Origin of the sequence: Cypionkella psychrotolerans (assembly GCF_001294535.1) — a bacterium.
Classification (GTDB): Bacteria; Pseudomonadota; Alphaproteobacteria; order Rhodobacterales; family Rhodobacteraceae; genus Cypionkella; species Cypionkella psychrotolerans.
In genome coordinates, this window is sequence record NZ_LGIC01000069.1 from 104,971 (window position 1) to 122,176 (window position 17,206).

The following is a 17,206-nucleotide window of genomic DNA, read 5'->3' on the forward strand; positions in this document are numbered from 1 at the left end:
GTCTTTACGAAGGGGCTGCGACAAAGCGGAGGTGCCCGGTTTTCATCCAGAGCTTGGCGCCGCCCTGCCCCGCCTCTGCCGCAAAGGGCTGCCCTTCGGGCAGGCGAAGCCAGGATCCTTGGCGCAAGTCATCGCCACTTTCCATCAGGCTGCCGCTCAGCACAAAAACCTCGATCCCGCCGGGTGCTTCAACTTGCAGCGCCGCGCCGGGGTCGAGTTCGAAATAGGTGACCACCTCACGCGCGTCGCGGTGCAACTCTGCAGACCGCACGCCATCCTCGACCGACAACAGCCCCTCGGCCATGTTTTTACTGAATTGGTCTCGATCAGCAGGATCGAACTGCCACAGCTTCACAAGGATGGTGCAACCTGCATCCGATCGGGGGGTATGCCGCGAAGTGGGAGGATTACGCACATAGGTGCCAGTGGGGTAATCGCCATGCTCGTCTTGAAAAATCCCGTCCAGAACCACGAATTCCTCGCCCCCGCCATGGGTGTGCGCCGAAAAGCTGTGGCCCGGCGCAAAGCGCACGATGGTGGTCGCACGCGCAACCTCGCCACCGATCCGGTCCAGCATACGGCGATCCACGCCAGCCAAAGGTGAGTGCTGCCAAGGCATCTCGGCCGTACGGAGCAGAATTCGCTGCGAAAAGTCTGTATGAAGTTCCATAATTCCTGCAGTTTGTGTGAGCGTGCCATCCATCATATTGCGGCAAAATGCTGCGACGGTGGCATGCAATTGTTCGAGCGCACTTGCGCACTTTATTGGTTATCCTAATCTCATATTCAGAGATTTCAAATGCACAGGAACGGGCCATGCCGGACGGAAGCAAGACAGATAAAGGCGCACAGCGCAGCATCGTTGTGGGCAGCTTCACCAACTCAGTGTTAGACCCCGATGCCCAGATGCTTGGCCCAGTTGAAGACGGCGGCACGATCATCGCGAACACTGCACCGGGCTGCTGGGGCCCGATGATCACGCCAAGCCTGCGCGGCGGGCATGAGGTGACGCAACCGGTGTTCATCGCGGGCGCCGAGGTGGGCGACGGGGTGGCCATCCGCATCCGCGACATCACTGTCACCTCGATTGCCACCGCGTCTGGCCATGACAGCTCTCCCGACGGTTTCTGCCTTGGCGACCCCTATGTCGCCGGACGCTGCCCCACCTGTGACACCGTTTGGCCCGAGACGCATATCGAAGGCATCGGCCAGGACTCGGTGAAATGCAATGTCTGCGGCAATGCGGTCACCCCGTTCGCGATTGTGCACGGCTATACCGTCACCTTCGATGACACGCGCGCCGTTGGCTTGACCCTGCCGAAAGCGGCGGCCGAGACCATTGCCGAGCGGGCCGACCACTACTCGGCCCTGCCAGATGGAAGCCGCCAGCACTCGATCCTCAACTTCGCGCCCTCTGACATGCCCGGCACTTTGGTGCGGATGCGCCCCTTCATGGGGCAGCTTGGCACCTGCCCGTCCATCGCGATGCCCGACAGTCATAATGCCGGCGATTTTGGCTCATTCCTCGTTGGCGCGCCCCATGCTTATGGCCTGACCGCCGAACAACTAGCGCAGCACAAGACCGATGGCCACATGGACATCGACGCGGTGCGGGCGGGCGCGATCCTTGTGTGCCCGGTCAAGGTGAAAGGTGCAGGCGTCTACATGGGCGACATGCACGCGGGCCAAGGCGATGGCGAGATCGCCGGGCACACCATGGATGTTGCAGGCAGCGTCACGCTGCAAGTCGAGGTGGTAAAAAACTACCCGCTGGACGGCCCGGTCCTGTTCCCGCTGATCGAGGATCTGCCACCTATGGCGCGGCCCTTCACCGATGCCGAAAAGGCCAAGGGGCAGCGCCTTGCCGACAAGTGGGGTGTGGCCAACATCGAACCGCTAGCCCCGATTTCCGTGATTGGCACGGCGGCCAACCTGAACGAGGCCATCGAGAACGGCCTTGCACGCGCGGCCAAGCTGCTGGGTGTGACCGTCGCCGAGGTTCGCAACCGCGCCACTGTGAACGGCGCGATTGAGATCGGACGCGCACCGGGCGTCATCCAAGTGACGTTCCTCGCCCCCCTAGCCAAGCTCGACGCCGTCGGCCTGGGCGGTTACGCGCGCGAGCAATACGGGCTTTAGCGGTCAGGGCGGCAGTTCGGAATGATGTGACTCCGGGCCAGATTTCAGCTGATGCAACGGCTGCACTGGCCCGGCGGCGGCTTTCAAAGGCCGATGCTGGCAAGTCGGCATCGACTCCTGAGAACTCGACTTGCCTGCGGACTTTGATACGACGTTCGGAAGGTTTCAGAACCCGTGGCGGCGCAGTTCGGCGACGATCAGCGATCTGGAGGCGGTGTCCTGCGTGGGGAAGGCTGCAAGGTAATGTGCGGTCGTCGCGTCAGCCTTGCGCCGACGCACCTCTTGCCGCCAGCGGGCCGCCTGATCTCGGCGCCCTGCCAGCCCATTGGCAGCAACCGCTATCATCGCGATCAGGTAATGCGCGCCGGGCGTGCTTGCGGCCTTGTCGCCCCAGCGGGCGGCGGACGGGTAATTGCCTGTTTGCATCAGCATCTGCGCCCGGACCCCGTGAAACCCGTAAAGCAGCGGGTCCAGCGGGCTAAGCTGCAGGGCGATGTCCAGCCCGGCCTCGGTCGCCGCAGCATCACCTGCCAGCATCGAGGTCAACGCCGAGGAATAGAAGCCCTGCGCATAGTTCGGGTTCAATGTGGTGGCCCGGTCAAGCCACCCTGCCGCTGAACCCAGCTCATGGGTCAACCAGAAGGACCGCCCCATGGTGAAATTCGTGAACGGGTCCAGCGGGTCAAGTTCCAGCCCACGCTCGGCATGGCGGCGCGCAGCAAGCGTCGCGGCGGGCACATCCGGGCCGAGATGAAGGAATGCCTCAAGAAAACTGGTGAAGGACAGCCCGGCATGAGCACGAGCGAATTGCGGGTCCAGCGTCACGGCCCGTTCAAAGCAGCCCTTTGCTCGCAGGTTGTCGTCACCCGTAAACCGATACAGATGTTGCAGACCGAGATGGTAGTTCGCCCACGCATCCAGTGTCTCGATCCCGGCCATCTGGGCAACCCGCGCCTCATTCAGCGGAATGTAGACCTCAAGCGCTGTGACAAGATGCGTGACGATCTGAAAACGCAGATCGTCGATGTTGTCGATCTGCGCTACCAGACGATCCCCCCAGATCACTTCGTTCTTGCTGCTGTCCGAGAGTTCAAGCGTTACGGCAAGGCTGCGATTTCGGGCCTCGATGATGCCGGTCAGGACATAGCGCGCACCCAAGGCTGTGGCGACAAGATCAAGGTTCGGCTCGGGGTCTCGGAACCGGAAAGACGAGCCGCGCGCAATCACCGCTAGCCAACGCATGCACGACAGCGCCTGGATGATCTCACACGGGATCGCCTCGGCCAGAATGGCTAGATCGGGGGCCATTGCCAGGGCGCGAAACGGAAGGATGGCAATCGACGGTCTGCCGGCCAGCGTACCCTTCGGTTGGGCGATCTCCCGTGCCGCGGGTTGCGCGGGTTGTGTTTCCACAACCTCTGCCACGAAACGGAATCCCCGGCCGTGAACGGTGCGGATGATCGTCTGGCCTTCGCCATTATCGTCAACCGCGCGGCGCGCCGAACGGATACGGCTGGAAATGCTGGCATCCGAAACTGCCCGTCCCTGCCAGACCTCTGCCACGATTTCGTCCTTGGTCACCATGCGATCGCGGTTGCGCACCAGATGGACCAGCAGGGTAAGCACCTGCGGTTCCAGGCGCACGGACTCGGACCCGCGCGACAATTCGAACCGCTCTGAATCAAGCCGGAAGGCGCCAAAAATCCATGTCATGCGTCAGAATACCGCAGAATCACACGTTTCTACACGAATTCTTCAGGACTCCATCAAGCCCGCCGGAACCGAAAGACGTAAGCTTTCCTGATCAGCGACCACGGCAACGGGAAAACGTATCCATCCAACGGAGGACGACATGAACGCGAATGCTATAGAAACACGGCGGTTTGAAACCCCTGACCAACGGCTCGACATGAAGGAACGCGGCGGCATTTCCATCGTCAAGATGACCGATGGCAGCATGGGAATGCACGCGATCTTCGAGCCGGGCTGGACATGGGAAGCGGATGAAAAACCGTTGCTTGGCTCGCCCGACTCCTGTCCGATGCGGCATACCGGCTACTGCATTTCGGGCAGATTGGTCGTCCGAATGATCGCCAGCGGTGTCGAAACGCGTCTTGGCTGCGGCGATTTCTTTGAAATCCCGCCGGGGCATGATGCGTATGTCGAAGGTGACGTGCGGGTTGAACTCATCCTGTTCGCGCCGCCCGAGCACCAGCACTGACTTGTCAGTTATCCCGGACTGATGCGGGCGATTGCAAACCTTGAACATCCGATGGAGAAAGCCAATGGACGCGATGGCTATAAGGACGACCAAAGGGCGCGGGATGCTGTACGACAGTATCCTTGAGACTGTCGGTGACACGCCCGTGGTGCGGATCAACAACCTAGGCCCGCAAGGCGTACGGCTTTACGTCAAGGTTGAGGCGTTCAACCCGGCAGCCTCGATCAAGGACCGGCTGGCGCTGAACATCATTGAGGCGGCAGAACGGACGGGGGCGCTGAAGCCGGGCCAGACCGTGGTCGAGGCCACAAGCGGCAACACCGGAATTGGACTTGCGATGGTCTGCGCGCAAAAGGGTTATCCGCTGGTCGTGACAATGGCTGACAGCTTTTCGGTCGAGCGGCGGCGGCTGATGCGGATGCTGGGGGCCAAGGTCGTGCTGACCCCGCGTGCGCAAAAGGGCACCGGCATGTATATGAAAGCGGCAGAGCTGGCCGAAAAGCACGGCTGGTTTCTGGCCCGACAGTTCGAAACTGCTGCGAATGCCGACATCCATGAGGCGACCACGGCACGCGAGATTATCGGTGACTTTGCCGGGGACCGGCTGGACTATGTGGTGACCGGCTATGGCACCGGCGGCACGGTGACAGGGCTTTCGCGTGTGTTGCGCCGCGAACGTCCCGAGACGCGGATCATCCTGACCGAACCCGCCAACGCGCAACTGATTGGCAGTGGAAAGGCGCAGGAGCGCGGCGTCGGTGGCGCGCCCGCCGCAAGCCATCCCAGCTTTGAGCCACACCCCATTCAAGGCTGGACGCCGGATTTCATCCCCAACGTCTTGCAGGAATGTCTCGACAGCAGCGGCTATGATGAACTGATCCCAGTTGCAGGAGCCGACGGCGTGGCTTGGGCGAAGAAACTGGCGCAGCGCGAGGGAATTCTGACCGGTATTTCGGGCGGCGCTACCTTTGCCATAGCCATTAAGGTTGCCGAGCGGGCGGAAGAGGGAGCGGTGATTCTGGCGATGCTGCCCGACACCGGCGAACGCTATCTGACGACGCCGCTTTTCGCCGACATTTCCGAAGATATGGACGCGGAAGAGGTGGCGCTGTCGCAATCGACGCCCGGAAATCAGATGGGCTGAGGCCGTCGTAGCGAAGGAGAAGGACATGACTACGCAGGAAACCAACTTCGCCGAAGAGACGCTTGATCCCACCGACTGGGCTGCCACACGGGCGCTGGCGCACCGGATGGTCGATGACGCCATAAACCATCTGGACGCGGTTCGCGAACGGCCATTGTGGCTAGAGATGCCTGCCTCGGTGAAGGCCGGTTTTACCGAACCGCTGCCACAGGGACCGCAGCCTCTTGAAGACGTTTATTCTGACATTACCGCCAGTCTGATGCCGCATCCGATGGGCAACATCCATCCACGGTTCTGGATGTGGTATATGGGGGCCGGAAATTTCACCGGCGCTTTGGGCGATTTTCTGGCGGCCATCGACGGGTCGAACCTCGGCGGCGGGAACATGGCGGCCAGCCAGATCGACCGGCAGGTGACTGACTGGATCAGGGACATGATGGGCTTTCCCGAAACGGCCAGCGGCACTTTGGTCACAGGCGGATCCATGGCCAACATCATCGGGCTGATGGCGGCGCGCAATGCCATGGCCGGAGTCGATCTGCGGCAATACGGGGTGGACGCCATGGCGCAGCCCTTGCGGTTCTATGCCTCGGATCAGGTGCACAGCTGTCATTTCAAGGCGATGAACCTGTTGGGGTTGGGTAAGGGTTCCTTGTGCAAGGTACCCTCGGATGGCCGGTTCCGCATGAGCATTGATGCACTGAAAGAACAGATTAGGTCTGATCTCGATCAGGGCATCAAGCCAGCCTGTGTGATTGCAACGGCAGGGACCACCAACACCGGGTCCATCGATGATCTGTCCGCCATCGCTGATCTTTGTGCCGCAGAGGGGCTGTGGATGCACGTCGATGGCTGCATCGGTGCCTTGATCTCCATCGCACCGGACAACCGCCATTTGGTCGCAGGGATCGAACGGGCAGACTCGCTGGCACTAGATCTGCACAAGGGGCTTCAGGCTCCCTTCGATGTAGGATGTGCCCTCGTGCGTGACCGCCGACAGCACAGGTTGACCTTTGCCGAAGATGCCGAATACCTGCAAAAGATGTCGCGCGGCATTTCGGCTGCAGAATTCCTGCACGATTACAATCTGGACACTTCACGCGGGTTCCGAGCGCTGAAGATCTGGATGATGCTCAAGGAACACGGGGTTGAAAAGTTCGGGCGGCTCATCGATCAGGGCATTGCGCAGGCGCACTATCTGACAGAACGGATCACGCATGAACCGATGCTGGAACTGATGGCACCAACTGTGACTGACGTCGTCTGTTTTCGTTACAATCCGGGTGGGTTGGATGAAGGTGGCCTGCGCGATCTGAACATCGAGGTCATGCTACGACTGCAGGAAGCCGGGACCGCAGCAGTTTCCGATACCACCATCCATGGAAGCCACTGTCTGCGTGCAGCAATTTGCAATCACCGTACACGGCGCACTGATCTTGACCTACTGGTGCAAGAAACCCTGCGGATTGGCGGCGATCTGGTGGTACCATTGAAGGCACAGGCGGGGCATGGGTGATCGAGACCGTTGAGGGACGCGCCGGTCAAGCATGTGATCTGAGGTCATCATCGCGTCAGGAGGATCAACATGACCTACTTCGATCTGGGCGCTCGGTCACGCAAGGTCACGACCGCGCAGCCGGAAGCGCAGCTTTGGTTCGACCGCGGGCTGAACTGGCTTTACGGCTTCAATCATGAAGAGGCGATTGCCTGCTTCGAGACGGCGCTGATGGCGGACCCGGATTGCGTGATGGCGCATTGGGGCATCGCGCATTGCATCGGGCCGAACTACAACAAGCAGTGGGAGTTTTTCAGTCCAGAGGAAAAGGTTGCGGCGTTGGACCGCGCGCACCTGGCGTTGAAACAGGCTGCAGCCGTTGCCGACCGCGTGACTCCGGCAGAGCATGCAATGCTGATGGCCCTTGCTGCCCGGTTTCCGACCGATCCCGCGATCGAAGATTATGGTCCGTGGAACGACACCTTTGCGGATGAAATGCGCAAGGTCCATGCCGCCTTCCCGACCGATCTTGACGTGACGGCGCTCTTTGCCGAAGCGCTGATGAACCGCACGCCATGGAAGCTGTGGGACCTCGAGGCGGGCGGGCCCGCCGAAGGGGCCTCGACGGTGGAGGCTCAGGCCGCGCTGGAACGGGCCTTTTCCAACGATCCCGCTGCATGGGACCATCCCGGCCTTTTGCACATGTATATCCACCTGCTGGAAATGTCGCCCACACCCGAAAGGGCGCTGCGCCACGGGGACCGGCTGGTGGATCTTGTTCCCGACTCTGGCCATTTGGTGCATATGGCCACGCATATCGACGTGCTGTGCGGCGATTATCAGAATGTCATCTGGCGCAACCTGCGCGCCGCGGCAGTTGACCGAAAATATTTCGACCATGCGGGAGGCGAGAATTTCTACACGATCTACCGCATCCACAACCTGCATTTCGTGATCTACGGCGCGATGTTTCTGGCCCGCCCGACCACCGCCCTGGCAGCGGCAGAAGCGCTGCGTGATACTCTACCCGAGCCTGTCGTCCGCTACATGCCCGAGTTCTTTGAGGCATTCATCGGCATGAAGCTGCATGTGCTGGTCCGCTTTGGGCGCTGGCAGGACATTCTGGACGAGCCGTTTCCGACCGACCCCGCCCTCTACCTGAACACCACCGCCCTTCTGCATTATGCCCGGACTGTGGCCCTTGCCAATCTCGGTCGACTTGACGAAGCCCGCGCTGAAGGTGACGCTTTTGCAACCGCGCAGCGCGCCGTGCCCGAGGATTGGATGATGTTCAACAACCCCTGTTCAGCCGTCCTGCTGGTGGCCGAACAGATGATGCTGGGCGAACTGGCCTACAAGTCGGGGCAAACCGAAGCGGGCCTTGAACACCTGCGTACGGCGGTCAGGTTGGATGACGGCATGTTGTATGACGAACCCTGGGGCTGGATGCAGCCATCCCGCCATGCCCTTGGTGCCTTGTTGATGGATGCCGGGCAGTATGCCGAGGCCGAGGCGGTGTATCGGGCCGATCTGGGTTTGGACCAGACCCTGCCGCGCCCCTGCCAGCATCCCCGCAACGTGTGGAGTCTGCACGGGCTAGATGAATGCCTGCGCAGACGGGATGAAACCGTCGAACGGCGGCATGTCAGACTTCAGCTTGACCAGGCCGTGGCAAGGGCCGAGGTCCCGATCAGGTCGTCCTGCTACTGCAGGTCCAAAAAGGTTGCCGCGTGACGTCGATCCCCGCGACGATCAAAGCGTAGAGCCTTTTGCACGCTCCAACGCAAAAGTCGCCGATGCATGCAATCCTGTCCCCTGCGAGGAGCAATTGCCCGCCAACCCCGCCATTTGCAGCGCTCTGCCTGACTTTGAACGCGTAAATACTGGCAAGTCCCGCATTACCGCTCAGGCAGGAGCCGTCGCCGAAAGCAACGTCATCGTCACGGGCACCCGCAAGCCAAGATCCGTCTTGTCGCGTTGCCCTTAACGATGGGACAGGACGCTTTGGCAGCCCTTTTGTTCCCAAAGTCTTACCCCTAAATATGAGACGACTGAGCTAAAAACATGACCTTAACTGGTTTCTCTGAACAAGTCCGCTGGAGCGCTGTTTCATAATTATGGGCAACGATATCGCAGTTAAGGGCAAAATATCTCATTTAACGGCAACGGGAGGCCATTGATTTTGTTGGATTCCTCATTTCAGATTTAACGGCAACGCGACACCTATCCAAACGCCCGAAGCAGTTCCCATAGGATCTTTTTATCACCAAAGCTCAAGCCTTGGACGCTGAGATGAGACTCGGGATGATTGAGAGAACCATCCGAGCCCGTCGGTTAGGGGGCAGTGACGTCTTCTGCCTGCCCGCTTTGGCCGCGTCGATGCCCTGGTGACTTCGGCTGGCATCGTCGCTGTCGCCCCCGCGATGACTTGCGATGCAAGTGAGTTTGAACGCGTGCTGTCGGTCAATGTCACCGGCAGCTTCCTGCTCGCTCGCGCCGCCGCCCGGATGATGCAAGCAGCAAGGGCTGGCAGCATCGTGATGATCGGCTCGGTCTACCGCATTGGCGGGGCGCCGCAACGCACCGCCTACTGTGCATCTAAGGGCGCTGTTCACAACTTGGCGCAGTCTTTGGCGGTGGAATGGGGCCCGCTGGATATCCGCGTCAATGTCGTCGCCCCCACCGGAACCCGTGCGCCGATGGTGCAAGACCTGATCGACCGCGGGCTTTACGATCTTGTCGGGGTTGAGGGCCGCACGCCCTTGGGTCAGTTGGCCGATCCGCAAGACATTGCCGAGGCTTGCGCTTTCCTCTGCACACCCGCCGCCCGTATGATCAGCGGCGTGATCCTACCAGTCGATGGCGGTTGGTCGGCCAATGCCTTCGTGCTGAAAAGGAACGACGGATGACGACGCTGATTTTTGACTGTGAAGGTCAGGATCACGAGATCGAGTTGATTGACCGTCCGGCCTCGCCCACTTTGGCACAACTGACCGCGTGGCTACCAGCGACCACCACCATCCACTGCGCCAAGATCGCGGGCTGTCACATCTATTGGCCGAGCCCGATTTTGGCGGATCTGGAGGAGGCGACGGACATTCACCGTCTGCCGCCGGGGTCGTTTCTATATTACCCGGATCGGCAGTATCTGGAAATCATCTATGATGAATTACAGGCCGAAACTGCTGCCGTCACCCATCTGGGGCAGTTGACGGGTGATGTGACTTAGCTGCGCGATTATGCCAGCCGCCAGCGGCGCGAGGCAGGCTCGAAACCGTTCACCGCCAGCTTGCATTTGAAAGACACGCCCACCGGCGCGCAGCCCGTTTTGCCCGAAGCCGACACCGCTTGGCACCGCATCCAACGCGCCCGGCGCTTGGCATGGCAGGCCGAGCCTGCCGAAATCGCCACGCTGCTGGCCAATAGCGGCCACAACATCCCCTTCGGTCCGATGGCCACCGCTGACGGTTATTTCCGCTTCGTGCAGGAAAGCCTGTGGCAAATCTGGGCCAAGCCCGACGCCTATGACGCCGCCGTCCGCCGCGCAATTGCGTTGCATTCGATGCAGTTGGGCATCAGCCGGAGTGGCCACTATTGCCACCTCTCGCAAAGCGAGGCGTTCCTGCTGGACGCGATCGAGGTGGTCAATGCCGCCGAGGTGCCGCTGCAAGACTTGCTGGCCGAGGTGGTTCTGTATTGCAGCCGGATGTCGAACTGTGTCGCTTTTCCTTCACGATTTCACTGCATGGTTTTCACATGATTTCCGCAAGGTGGCGCCGGAAGCGGCACCAGTTTCTGCTTTGCGATTTCAATTTCATTTCAGACTTCAATAGGTTTCGAAGGGCACAGTGGCATGACAGCGCTCAGCAAAGATCGGCCCTTGGAGCGGGCAGCTTACCGCGCTTCAGAGGAGGCCTGGTCGAAGGCAGTTCGGATCGCTCGCGAACTTGACCGGGTTCTCGACAGCGACTTACCGATGCGGGAGGCTGTCAGCCGGTCAGCGACGGAACTGCGCCTTTCGACCCGGCAGGTCTACAATCACCTCGCCCGGTATCGCGAGGACCGCCGTATCTCGTCGCTTCTGCCTCAGACAAGCGGCGCGCGGCGGGCAAGGATATCGACCAGCATTGAAGCCATCATTGCCGACACCTTGCGGGAGATGTGGCTGCAGCCGGAGCAACCTGATCTTGCCCCGATCGTCGACGAAATCCGTGCACGCTGTGCCAGTGAAGGGTTAAAGCCCCCGGCTTATGTCACCGTGGCCAAAAGGATTCCGCGCGTGTTCTCCCCCGAGGAGATTGCGCGGCGACGGCTTTCCGGCGGCAAGCACCTGCACCGCCTGAAGCCACGTCCGGGGTACATCCGCGCCACTCATGCCCTTGACGTCGTTCAGATCGATCACACGCCGGCCGACATTCAGTTCGTCGAGGTTATAGACGACCACGGCGTTTTCGTCGGACGGCCCTATCTGACCATCGCCGCCGATGTGGCAACCAGCGCGATCATCGGCTTTTGCCTGACCTTGGAACGACCATCCCGGCTCTCGGTCGCGCTGTGCCTTGCACATGCTATGTGCCGAAAGGATGACTGGCTGGCCGAACGCGGAATTGCGCATCCATGGGCGAAGCATGGCCGTCCGAAGCAGATCGTGGTAGATTCCGCAAAGGAGTTCCAGAGCAGCACCTTCAAGACGGGATGCGCCGACTTCGGGATAGCCATCCGTACCCGGAACAAGGGCACGGTTCATTTCGGTGGCGTAGTCGAACGGCTTCTGGGCAAAGTGAATACGGTGCTTCGTTCTCTTCCCGGCAAGACCGGGCGGTCGATAGCGGACCGGGGCGACTATTCATCCGACAAGCGGGCAAGTCTGACCTTCCCGGCCCTTGAACGCTGCATTGCCCTGGCCATCATCGATCACAACCAGACCCAGAACGCGCGCAAGCTGACCATACCTCGCCTCGAATGGGAGCGGCGACGTCCACCGACAGACCGGCCAATCGACGATCCTGAACATGTCCTGCTCAACTTTCTCCCCCGCACAACGCGCCGCATCTCGCCGCAAGGCGTCAGCCTGTTCGCCATAGACTACTTCGAACACTGGCTTGGGCCGTTCGTGCCCCGGCGTGACCGTCTGGCGCCTTTGGATCTCTGCTATGATCCCCGCGATATCAGCCGGATCTACATCGCCGATCCCGACACGCGTGTCTGGCGTCCAGTAAGGCGCCGGGACGGGGTCACGATGCCGGTCACCCTCTGGCAGCATGAAGCCGACCGAACGCGCCAACGCGAGAGCCAGCAACGCTCCGTGCAGGACAAGACTATGCTGCGCCGAGAAATCGCGACAACGGTCGCGGGAGCTAAATCCGCAAAAGCTCAATTGCGCGAGATGACCCGCGCAAGACATGCCGCAGGCGCGACAAAACCATATCAAGCTACAGGAGCCGTTTCAGAGGCGGCGAACCCTGGACCGGAGCCTGACCGACCCCGCCGCGTCTTTCCTGTCGAGACCTGGTGACATGGCTGAGCATCTCCTGCCGCCTGCCTCAGCGCTTCTGGAAGCCGATGTTGCCGCCCGAATTGCACATGTCAGGGCACCACGCTGGATTGGGCATCCGGTTGCCGTCACTGCGCATGACGCGATGCGAAAGCTGCTGGAAGGACCCCCATCACTCCGACCACGCGGCTTGTTGATTGCTGGTCCCTATCACAACGGCAAGACCATGATCGCCGAACGCTTTGCCGTCGACCATCTGCGCCGTGCTGATCGACAAAGGGTCTGGGTGATCCAGACCCGGGAAGGGGCCGGCCTGTCGCATTTCTACGCCAGCATCCTGTCCGGACTGCGCGCCCCGCAGGCTGCCGGCTGGCGTAGCCTGTCCCGCGCCAGCGAACAGGTCGATCATCTTCTCGACAGCCTGAAGCCGCGCCTTCTCATCTTCGACGAGTTCCACAGTGCACTGCGTGGGCGCAGGCAGGATGTGAAGGCAATCTTCTCGTTCCTGCGGCGGATCGCGCGGGTGCATGACATCTCGCCGGTGCTTGTCGGCGAAATCGCCGTCTACGATGCGCTGCACGACACCGAAGAAATGGGATCACGATTTGATACCGTCCCGGTGCCGCGGTGGGGTTTTAACGAAGATTTTGCAGCCCTTCTCGACAGCCTCGAAGCGAGCATGCCACTTGCCCAAGCCTCAGATCTCTCGCGGTTGCCCCTTGCCAAAACGATCCATGATCTGTCGGAAGGGCTGATCGGAGAAGTGATCGACATCGTCACCCGGGCGGCGGTTGCAGCGATTGAGAGCGGTGAGGAGCGGATCACGTCCAGCAGCGTCATCGCCCTCGGCTATGTGCCGCTGTCACGACGGCGGAACTCTGCCTTGCGTCAAGCCATGACATGACCAGCAATGGGCCGAGGATCTCCGTTTCCCAGGCCCGCCGCTACAGTGTGGCGTCGGGACGTCGCTGGCCGGTGGAGGTCAGGGCGGCTCCCGGTGAGCTTATGTCAAGCTGGCTGCATCGGGTTGCACATGCCAATGGTGTGCCGCCGCGCTATTTCGGAGCGGTGCTCGGAGCCGCCGACGAAAACTGGTCGGCACAACTTGACCGGCATCTGCCGGATGCTGTTCGCAGCTTGCTGCTCGACCATACGTCGATCTGCCCCGAAGACATTGACGGACTTTGTCTGGCCCACAGTCCATTCTCGAACGTGCGCTTGCGGCTGCGGGCCCGGCCGCAAGATCCAGAGACATCGACTGTGCAGTCCTGTTGGCTGCAGTTCTGTCCCACCTGCCTACGGGAAGACGAGGTGCCCTACTTCCGGCGCAGCTGGACCCTGGCAACCCGCGTGTCTTGCTTTCGCCATGGCTGCCGATTGCGCGACCGCTGCCCTTCGTGTGGTCAGGGCCTCGCGCCGTTTAGACGGGATCGCCTTGTTCCACAACAATACTGCGTCTTCTGCGACGCTTCTCTCGCCAAAACAACGGACCCGGCAAACCCAGGCGCCCGGTGCCTCGAGCGGCTGATCGACGATCTGCTTCGTCTTGACACAGCTGGGCACGCGCTTGGCGAACGGAAAACCGTCCCCGAGAGGCTTGCGACATTCCCGGTGCCTGTCGGTACGACGACATCAACGATTCCGCATCTGTCGCACCGGGTTCGCCACGATTTCTTCCGACGGCTGTCGGAAGGGCAGGGCGAGATAGAGAACCACAAAAGTGGTGGCCCGCTGAACCTCTGGGTCCGGCTTGCCAATGCCGCTGGAAATTACAACGGGCTGGTCGGGGCGCTCTCGGATCAGCTTGCCGAAACTGCCGGGCAGCGGCGGGCCTCCTTCCCCAGAGCGACTGATCTGGCCGACCTGCTGCGGGCAGCGGCCCAGCTTCATGAACACCGCCGATCTCCTGCCGAAGCTCCACCCGCTCCCTAAATTTCGTAGGCCTCTGACGGGCCCGCCATGCCAGCATCTGCGAGTTGCTCGGGGTCGGGCAGGTCGCGCAAGGACGCCATCCCGAAGGCCGCCAGAAAGGTTTCGGTCGTGACAAAGGTGTAGGGCGCGCCGCGCCGGGGTTCGCGCGGACCGGTGCCGATCAGGTCACGCTCGGCCAGCCTGCCGATCAGGTCACGGCTGATCTCTTTGCCGAAGATGTCCTTCAACCCGTCGCGGCTTACCGGCTGGTGGAATGCGATCGCCGCCAGCACGGCCAGATCGTATTCTGACAAATTCAGGGCCTGCTCCCCCACATCCGCCGCGGCGCGGATCGCGGGCGCATAGGCCGCGCGGGTCCGCAGCATCCACCCGGCACCCACCTGCGCCACCTCATAGGGGCGGCCCTCCAGATCGACCGCCAAATCCTCGATCAAGAGATCAACCGAGGCCCCCTGCCCCACCACCCTTGCCAGATCATCGCGCGCCACCGGGCTCGCACTCGCAAACAGCACCGCCTCGATCCGGCTCAGCCATTCCCGCCACCGCAGATCAGGCGGCAGGTCAGCCAGTTCCCGGTCGAGCCCTCCCTCTTCGCGCCGGGCCATGCCTAGACCCCGTACAGGCGGAAGGTGTCGCGCCCGGTCAGTTCCCGCAGCGCACCCAGTTCCACCAGCCGCTCACAAAGCCGCCGCGCGGCACGGTCTGACAGGTTGTCCGGTATCTCCTTGGCCAGCGCCACAGGTGTCAGCGCGTCGCGCGACAGAAACAGATCAAGCGCCCGCGCGGCACCCTTGGCCCGCAGCTTTGGCACCACCGCGTGCAGCCGGGCCCTGCCGCGTGCCAAGGACCCCGCCAGCGGAAGTGCTTGCGCGACCCCCGAGACAACGGCGCGGTGACAGGTCAGCCGCAGATCATCGCCCCGCAGGCGCAGATCACGGGCCTTTAAGCCAAGCGACAAGAGCGGCAGCAGATGCGTCCGGCTCAACGCGTTCGCCAAAACGGCATCGGCAAGGATCAACGCTGCCGTCTCGCTGCGCGGGCTATCGGTCAGCACGGCCTCCAGAACCTGCGCTGCCAGGTCCACGGGCGTTGGTCCTTCAGCGTCAAGGCAAAGCGCGATCCGTTCCGGCCCGATTCCCTGAAGTGCCGCCACCAGATGCGCCACCGACATTGGCCGCGCTACCGCTCGCGACCACTGCCGCAGGACATTTCCGGCTGGACCTGGATCATCGCCCGCCCTGGTCAGATGAAGGGCGTCACGCATTGCACCGGCCCCTTCGCGGCGTCCCGCGATGCCCGCTGAAACCTCTGCCGCCGCCAGCGCCAGCCGATCACGCCAAAGCGCCTGCGGCACTTGGTCGCCGGCTGTCGCCAGATTGAGGTGCGCCAACGCAGCTCCGGATCTGAACGCTGCCGCCTCAAGGGTTTCCGGCGGCGTGACGGTGATCCAGCCCGGCAGCGGGTGAAGCATCGGCAGGAGCTCAGAAGCCTTGGCGTGGGATTTTCTCATGCGGCCACGTTAATATACAACGGCGCTTTTGGCTAGTCTGTAGCGCCAAAAGCGCCGCATCTTTCCCAACGCCGCAATGTCCAATAATGTTGCATTATCGGACATAAAGAAGATATGTTCAGTGGCATGGATGTCGTTTTAGTTTCATGGGTGGATTCACCCGAAATCAGCCCTCTCGCCCTCGAAGTTTCCACTTAATCGGTGGACAGAGATCTTGCTCAATCTCTGGACTCCTCGTCTGCCCCGGCCAAGGGGGCATTCTGAACCGCCCCTTGTTTACCGGAGACCTTCAACCTGACTAAGGATGAGGGCTATGGAAAAGAGTAAGACATCAAACCGTTATTCACCGGAGATGCGGGCGCGTGCCGTTCGCATGGTGTTGGAGCATCAAGGCTCCTATGAAACGCAATCTGCGGCAGTTGCTGCGATTGCCCCTAAGATTGGCTGCATCCCGGAGACATTGAGGGTCTGGGTTCGGCAGGCGGAAAAGGACAGCGGAGCACGGGAAGGTGCGACCAGTGCTGAGCGTGACAAGATCAAAGAACTGGAACGCGAGGTGCGCCAGCTTCGGCAGGCAAACGAGATCCTGCGCAAGGCGTCAGCGTATTTTGCACAGGCGGAACTCGACCGCCCGTTCAAGCCATGATCGACTTTGTTGATGATCATCGCGTGGTTTATGGGGTCGAGTCTATCTGCAGGGTGCTGCCGATTGCCCCATCGACCTACTACGCATGCCTCGCTGTGCGCGCCGATCCGTCCAAGGCCTCGGCACGCCAGCAGCGGGATGCGGCTTTACGGCCAAAAATCCAGAAGGTCTGGGATGACAACTGGGAGGTTTACGGTGTCCGCAAAGCCTGGCGACAGCTGTGCCGTGAAGGTGAAGCCGTGGCGCGCTGCACCGTTGCTCGCCTCATGAAAGGCATGGGTTTACGGGGAATCGTTCGAGGAAAGGCCATGAAAACAACGATCCCCGACACGTCAGTGCCATGCCCACGCGACAAGGTGAACCGCAAGTTCCGAGCGCTAGCGCCAAATATGCTGTGGGTCAGTGACTTCACTTATGTCTCAACGTGGCAGGGCTTTGTCTACGTCGCCTTCGTGATCGACACCTTTGCCAACAGCATCGTCGGCTGGAAGGCATCGCGGTCTGCCAAGACCGACTTCGTTCTCGATGCACTTGAGCAAGCGCTTTATGCCCGCCGTCCAACCTATCAAGGCGGGCTTATTCATCATAGCGATCGCGGCGGGCAATACGTGTCCATTCGCTACAC

At 61.3% G+C, this 17,206-nt stretch carries 15 protein-coding genes, 1 pseudogene and 1 other annotated feature; of the genes and pseudogenes, 12 read left to right on the forward strand and 4 right to left on the reverse strand.

The features are described 5' to 3' along the window. Positions 1–4 precede the first annotated feature (4 nt). Positions 5–670, reverse strand: a complete 666-nt coding sequence (locus AKV04_RS16310; RefSeq protein ID WP_054007472.1) for a cupin domain-containing protein — start codon at positions 668–670, stop codon at positions 5–7. 146 nt (positions 671–816) lie between these two features. On the opposite strand from AKV04_RS16310, the gene AKV04_RS16315 reads away from it, so the two are divergent. Next, entirely contained in the window at positions 817–2,139 is a 1,323-nt protein-coding gene (locus AKV04_RS16315; RefSeq protein ID WP_054007473.1) for an acetamidase/formamidase family protein, read from the forward strand. 165 nt (positions 2,140–2,304) lie between these two features. On the opposite strand, the gene AKV04_RS16320 is transcribed toward AKV04_RS16315, so the two are convergent. Continuing rightward, positions 2,305–3,783 (reverse strand): winged helix-turn-helix domain-containing tetratricopeptide repeat protein, encoded by a 1,479-nt coding sequence (locus AKV04_RS16320; RefSeq protein WP_162232889.1) that lies wholly within the window; start codon positions 3,781–3,783, stop codon positions 2,305–2,307. 208 nt (positions 3,784–3,991) lie between these two features. On the opposite strand from AKV04_RS16320, the gene AKV04_RS16325 reads away from it, so the two are divergent. The 10 genes from AKV04_RS16325 to AKV04_RS25675 all read left to right on the forward strand — a co-directional run bounded on the left by AKV04_RS16325 (position 3,992) and on the right by AKV04_RS25675 (position 14,425). After that, complete coding sequence (locus tag AKV04_RS16325) at positions 3,992–4,360, forward strand: cupin domain-containing protein (protein ID WP_054007475.1); 369 nt, start codon at positions 3,992–3,994, stop codon at positions 4,358–4,360. A gap of 64 nt (positions 4,361–4,424) precedes the next feature. Further along, positions 4,425–5,504 (forward strand): PLP-dependent cysteine synthase family protein, encoded by a 1,080-nt coding sequence (locus tag AKV04_RS16330; protein ID WP_054007476.1) that lies wholly within the window; start codon positions 4,425–4,427, stop codon positions 5,502–5,504. 25 nt (positions 5,505–5,529) lie between these two features. Continuing rightward, positions 5,530–7,020 (forward strand): pyridoxal phosphate-dependent decarboxylase family protein, encoded by a 1,491-nt coding sequence (locus AKV04_RS16335; RefSeq protein ID WP_054007477.1) that lies wholly within the window; start codon positions 5,530–5,532, stop codon positions 7,018–7,020. A gap of 69 nt (positions 7,021–7,089) precedes the next feature. After that, complete coding sequence (locus AKV04_RS16340; protein WP_054007478.1) at positions 7,090–8,733, forward strand: hypothetical protein; 1,644 nt, start codon at positions 7,090–7,092, stop codon at positions 8,731–8,733. Between the two features lie 620 nt (positions 8,734–9,353). After that, complete coding sequence (locus tag AKV04_RS16345) at positions 9,354–9,908, forward strand: SDR family NAD(P)-dependent oxidoreductase (protein WP_082351690.1); 555 nt, start codon at positions 9,354–9,356, stop codon at positions 9,906–9,908. Beyond that, positions 9,905–10,228 carry a cyclophilin-like fold protein gene (locus AKV04_RS16350; RefSeq protein ID WP_054007480.1) on the forward strand — a complete coding sequence of 108 codons (324 nt, stop codon included), beginning with the start codon at positions 9,905–9,907 and terminating at the stop codon, positions 10,226–10,228. Before AKV04_RS16345 ends, AKV04_RS16350 begins: the two co-directional genes overlap by 4 nt. A 66-nt stretch (positions 10,229–10,294) precedes the next feature. Continuing rightward, positions 10,295–10,759: a hypothetical protein gene (locus AKV04_RS16360; protein WP_156317592.1), complete on the forward strand. Its 465-nt coding sequence runs from the start codon at positions 10,295–10,297 to the stop codon at positions 10,757–10,759. Positions 10,760–10,852: 93 nt separating this feature from the next. Further along, a complete protein-coding gene (locus AKV04_RS16365) occupies positions 10,853–12,514 on the forward strand; it encodes a Mu transposase C-terminal domain-containing protein (RefSeq protein ID WP_054007483.1) in 1,662 nt (553 codons plus the stop codon). Position 12,515: 1 nt separating this feature from the next. Next, positions 12,516–13,397: a TniB family NTP-binding protein gene (locus AKV04_RS16370; protein WP_054007484.1), complete on the forward strand. Its 882-nt coding sequence runs from the start codon at positions 12,516–12,518 to the stop codon at positions 13,395–13,397. Then, positions 13,394–14,425, forward strand: a complete 1,032-nt coding sequence (locus tag AKV04_RS25675; protein WP_082351691.1) for a TniQ family protein — start codon at positions 13,394–13,396, stop codon at positions 14,423–14,425. The genes AKV04_RS16370 and AKV04_RS25675 overlap by 4 nt, the downstream gene beginning before the upstream one ends. Here the strand turns inward: AKV04_RS25675 and scpB are convergent. Next, positions 14,422–15,030 carry an SMC-Scp complex subunit ScpB gene (scpB, locus tag AKV04_RS16380; RefSeq protein ID WP_054007486.1) on the reverse strand — a complete coding sequence of 203 codons (609 nt, stop codon included), beginning with the start codon at positions 15,028–15,030 and terminating at the stop codon, positions 14,422–14,424. The genes AKV04_RS25675 and scpB overlap by 4 nt on opposite strands. Positions 15,031–15,032: 2 nt before the next feature. Continuing rightward, complete coding sequence (locus AKV04_RS16385) at positions 15,033–15,896, reverse strand: DUF1403 family protein (protein ID WP_235815673.1); 864 nt, start codon at positions 15,894–15,896, stop codon at positions 15,033–15,035. Between the two features lie 352 nt (positions 15,897–16,248). Here AKV04_RS16385 and AKV04_RS16395 point away from each other — a divergent pair. Further along, positions 16,249–17,206: pseudogene (locus AKV04_RS16395) on the forward strand (IS3 family transposase); the annotation flags it as partial. Further along, positions 16,536–16,652: a sequence feature (AL1L pseudoknot), on the forward strand. It overlaps the preceding pseudogene by 117 nt.

What these genes read in the sequence shown, in the direction of transcription:
- AKV04_RS16310 (WP_054007472.1), bottom strand. Translation starts at nt 670, where the DNA reads ATGGAACTTCATACAGACTTTTCGCAGCGAATTCTGCTCCGTACGGCC.
- AKV04_RS16315 (WP_054007473.1), top strand. Translation starts at nt 817, where the DNA reads ATGCCGGACGGAAGCAAGACAGATAAAGGCGCACAGCGCAGCATCGTT.
- AKV04_RS16325 (WP_054007475.1), top strand. Translation starts at nt 3,992, where the DNA reads ATGAACGCGAATGCTATAGAAACACGGCGGTTTGAAACCCCTGACCAA.
- AKV04_RS16330 (WP_054007476.1), top strand. Translation starts at nt 4,425, where the DNA reads ATGGACGCGATGGCTATAAGGACGACCAAAGGGCGCGGGATGCTGTAC.
- AKV04_RS16335 (WP_054007477.1), top strand. Translation starts at nt 5,530, where the DNA reads ATGACTACGCAGGAAACCAACTTCGCCGAAGAGACGCTTGATCCCACC.
- AKV04_RS16340 (WP_054007478.1), top strand. Translation starts at nt 7,090, where the DNA reads ATGACCTACTTCGATCTGGGCGCTCGGTCACGCAAGGTCACGACCGCG.
- AKV04_RS16350 (WP_054007480.1), top strand. Translation starts at nt 9,905, where the DNA reads ATGACGACGCTGATTTTTGACTGTGAAGGTCAGGATCACGAGATCGAG.
- AKV04_RS16365 (WP_054007483.1), top strand. Translation starts at nt 10,853, where the DNA reads ATGACAGCGCTCAGCAAAGATCGGCCCTTGGAGCGGGCAGCTTACCGC.
- AKV04_RS16370 (WP_054007484.1), top strand. Translation starts at nt 12,516, where the DNA reads ATGGCTGAGCATCTCCTGCCGCCTGCCTCAGCGCTTCTGGAAGCCGAT.
- AKV04_RS25675 (WP_082351691.1), top strand. Translation starts at nt 13,394, where the DNA reads ATGACCAGCAATGGGCCGAGGATCTCCGTTTCCCAGGCCCGCCGCTAC.
- scpB (WP_054007486.1), bottom strand. Translation starts at nt 15,030, where the DNA reads ATGGCCCGGCGCGAAGAGGGAGGGCTCGACCGGGAACTGGCTGACCTG.
- AKV04_RS16385 (WP_235815673.1), bottom strand. Translation starts at nt 15,896, where the DNA reads ATGCTTCACCCGCTGCCGGGCTGGATCACCGTCACGCCGCCGGAAACC.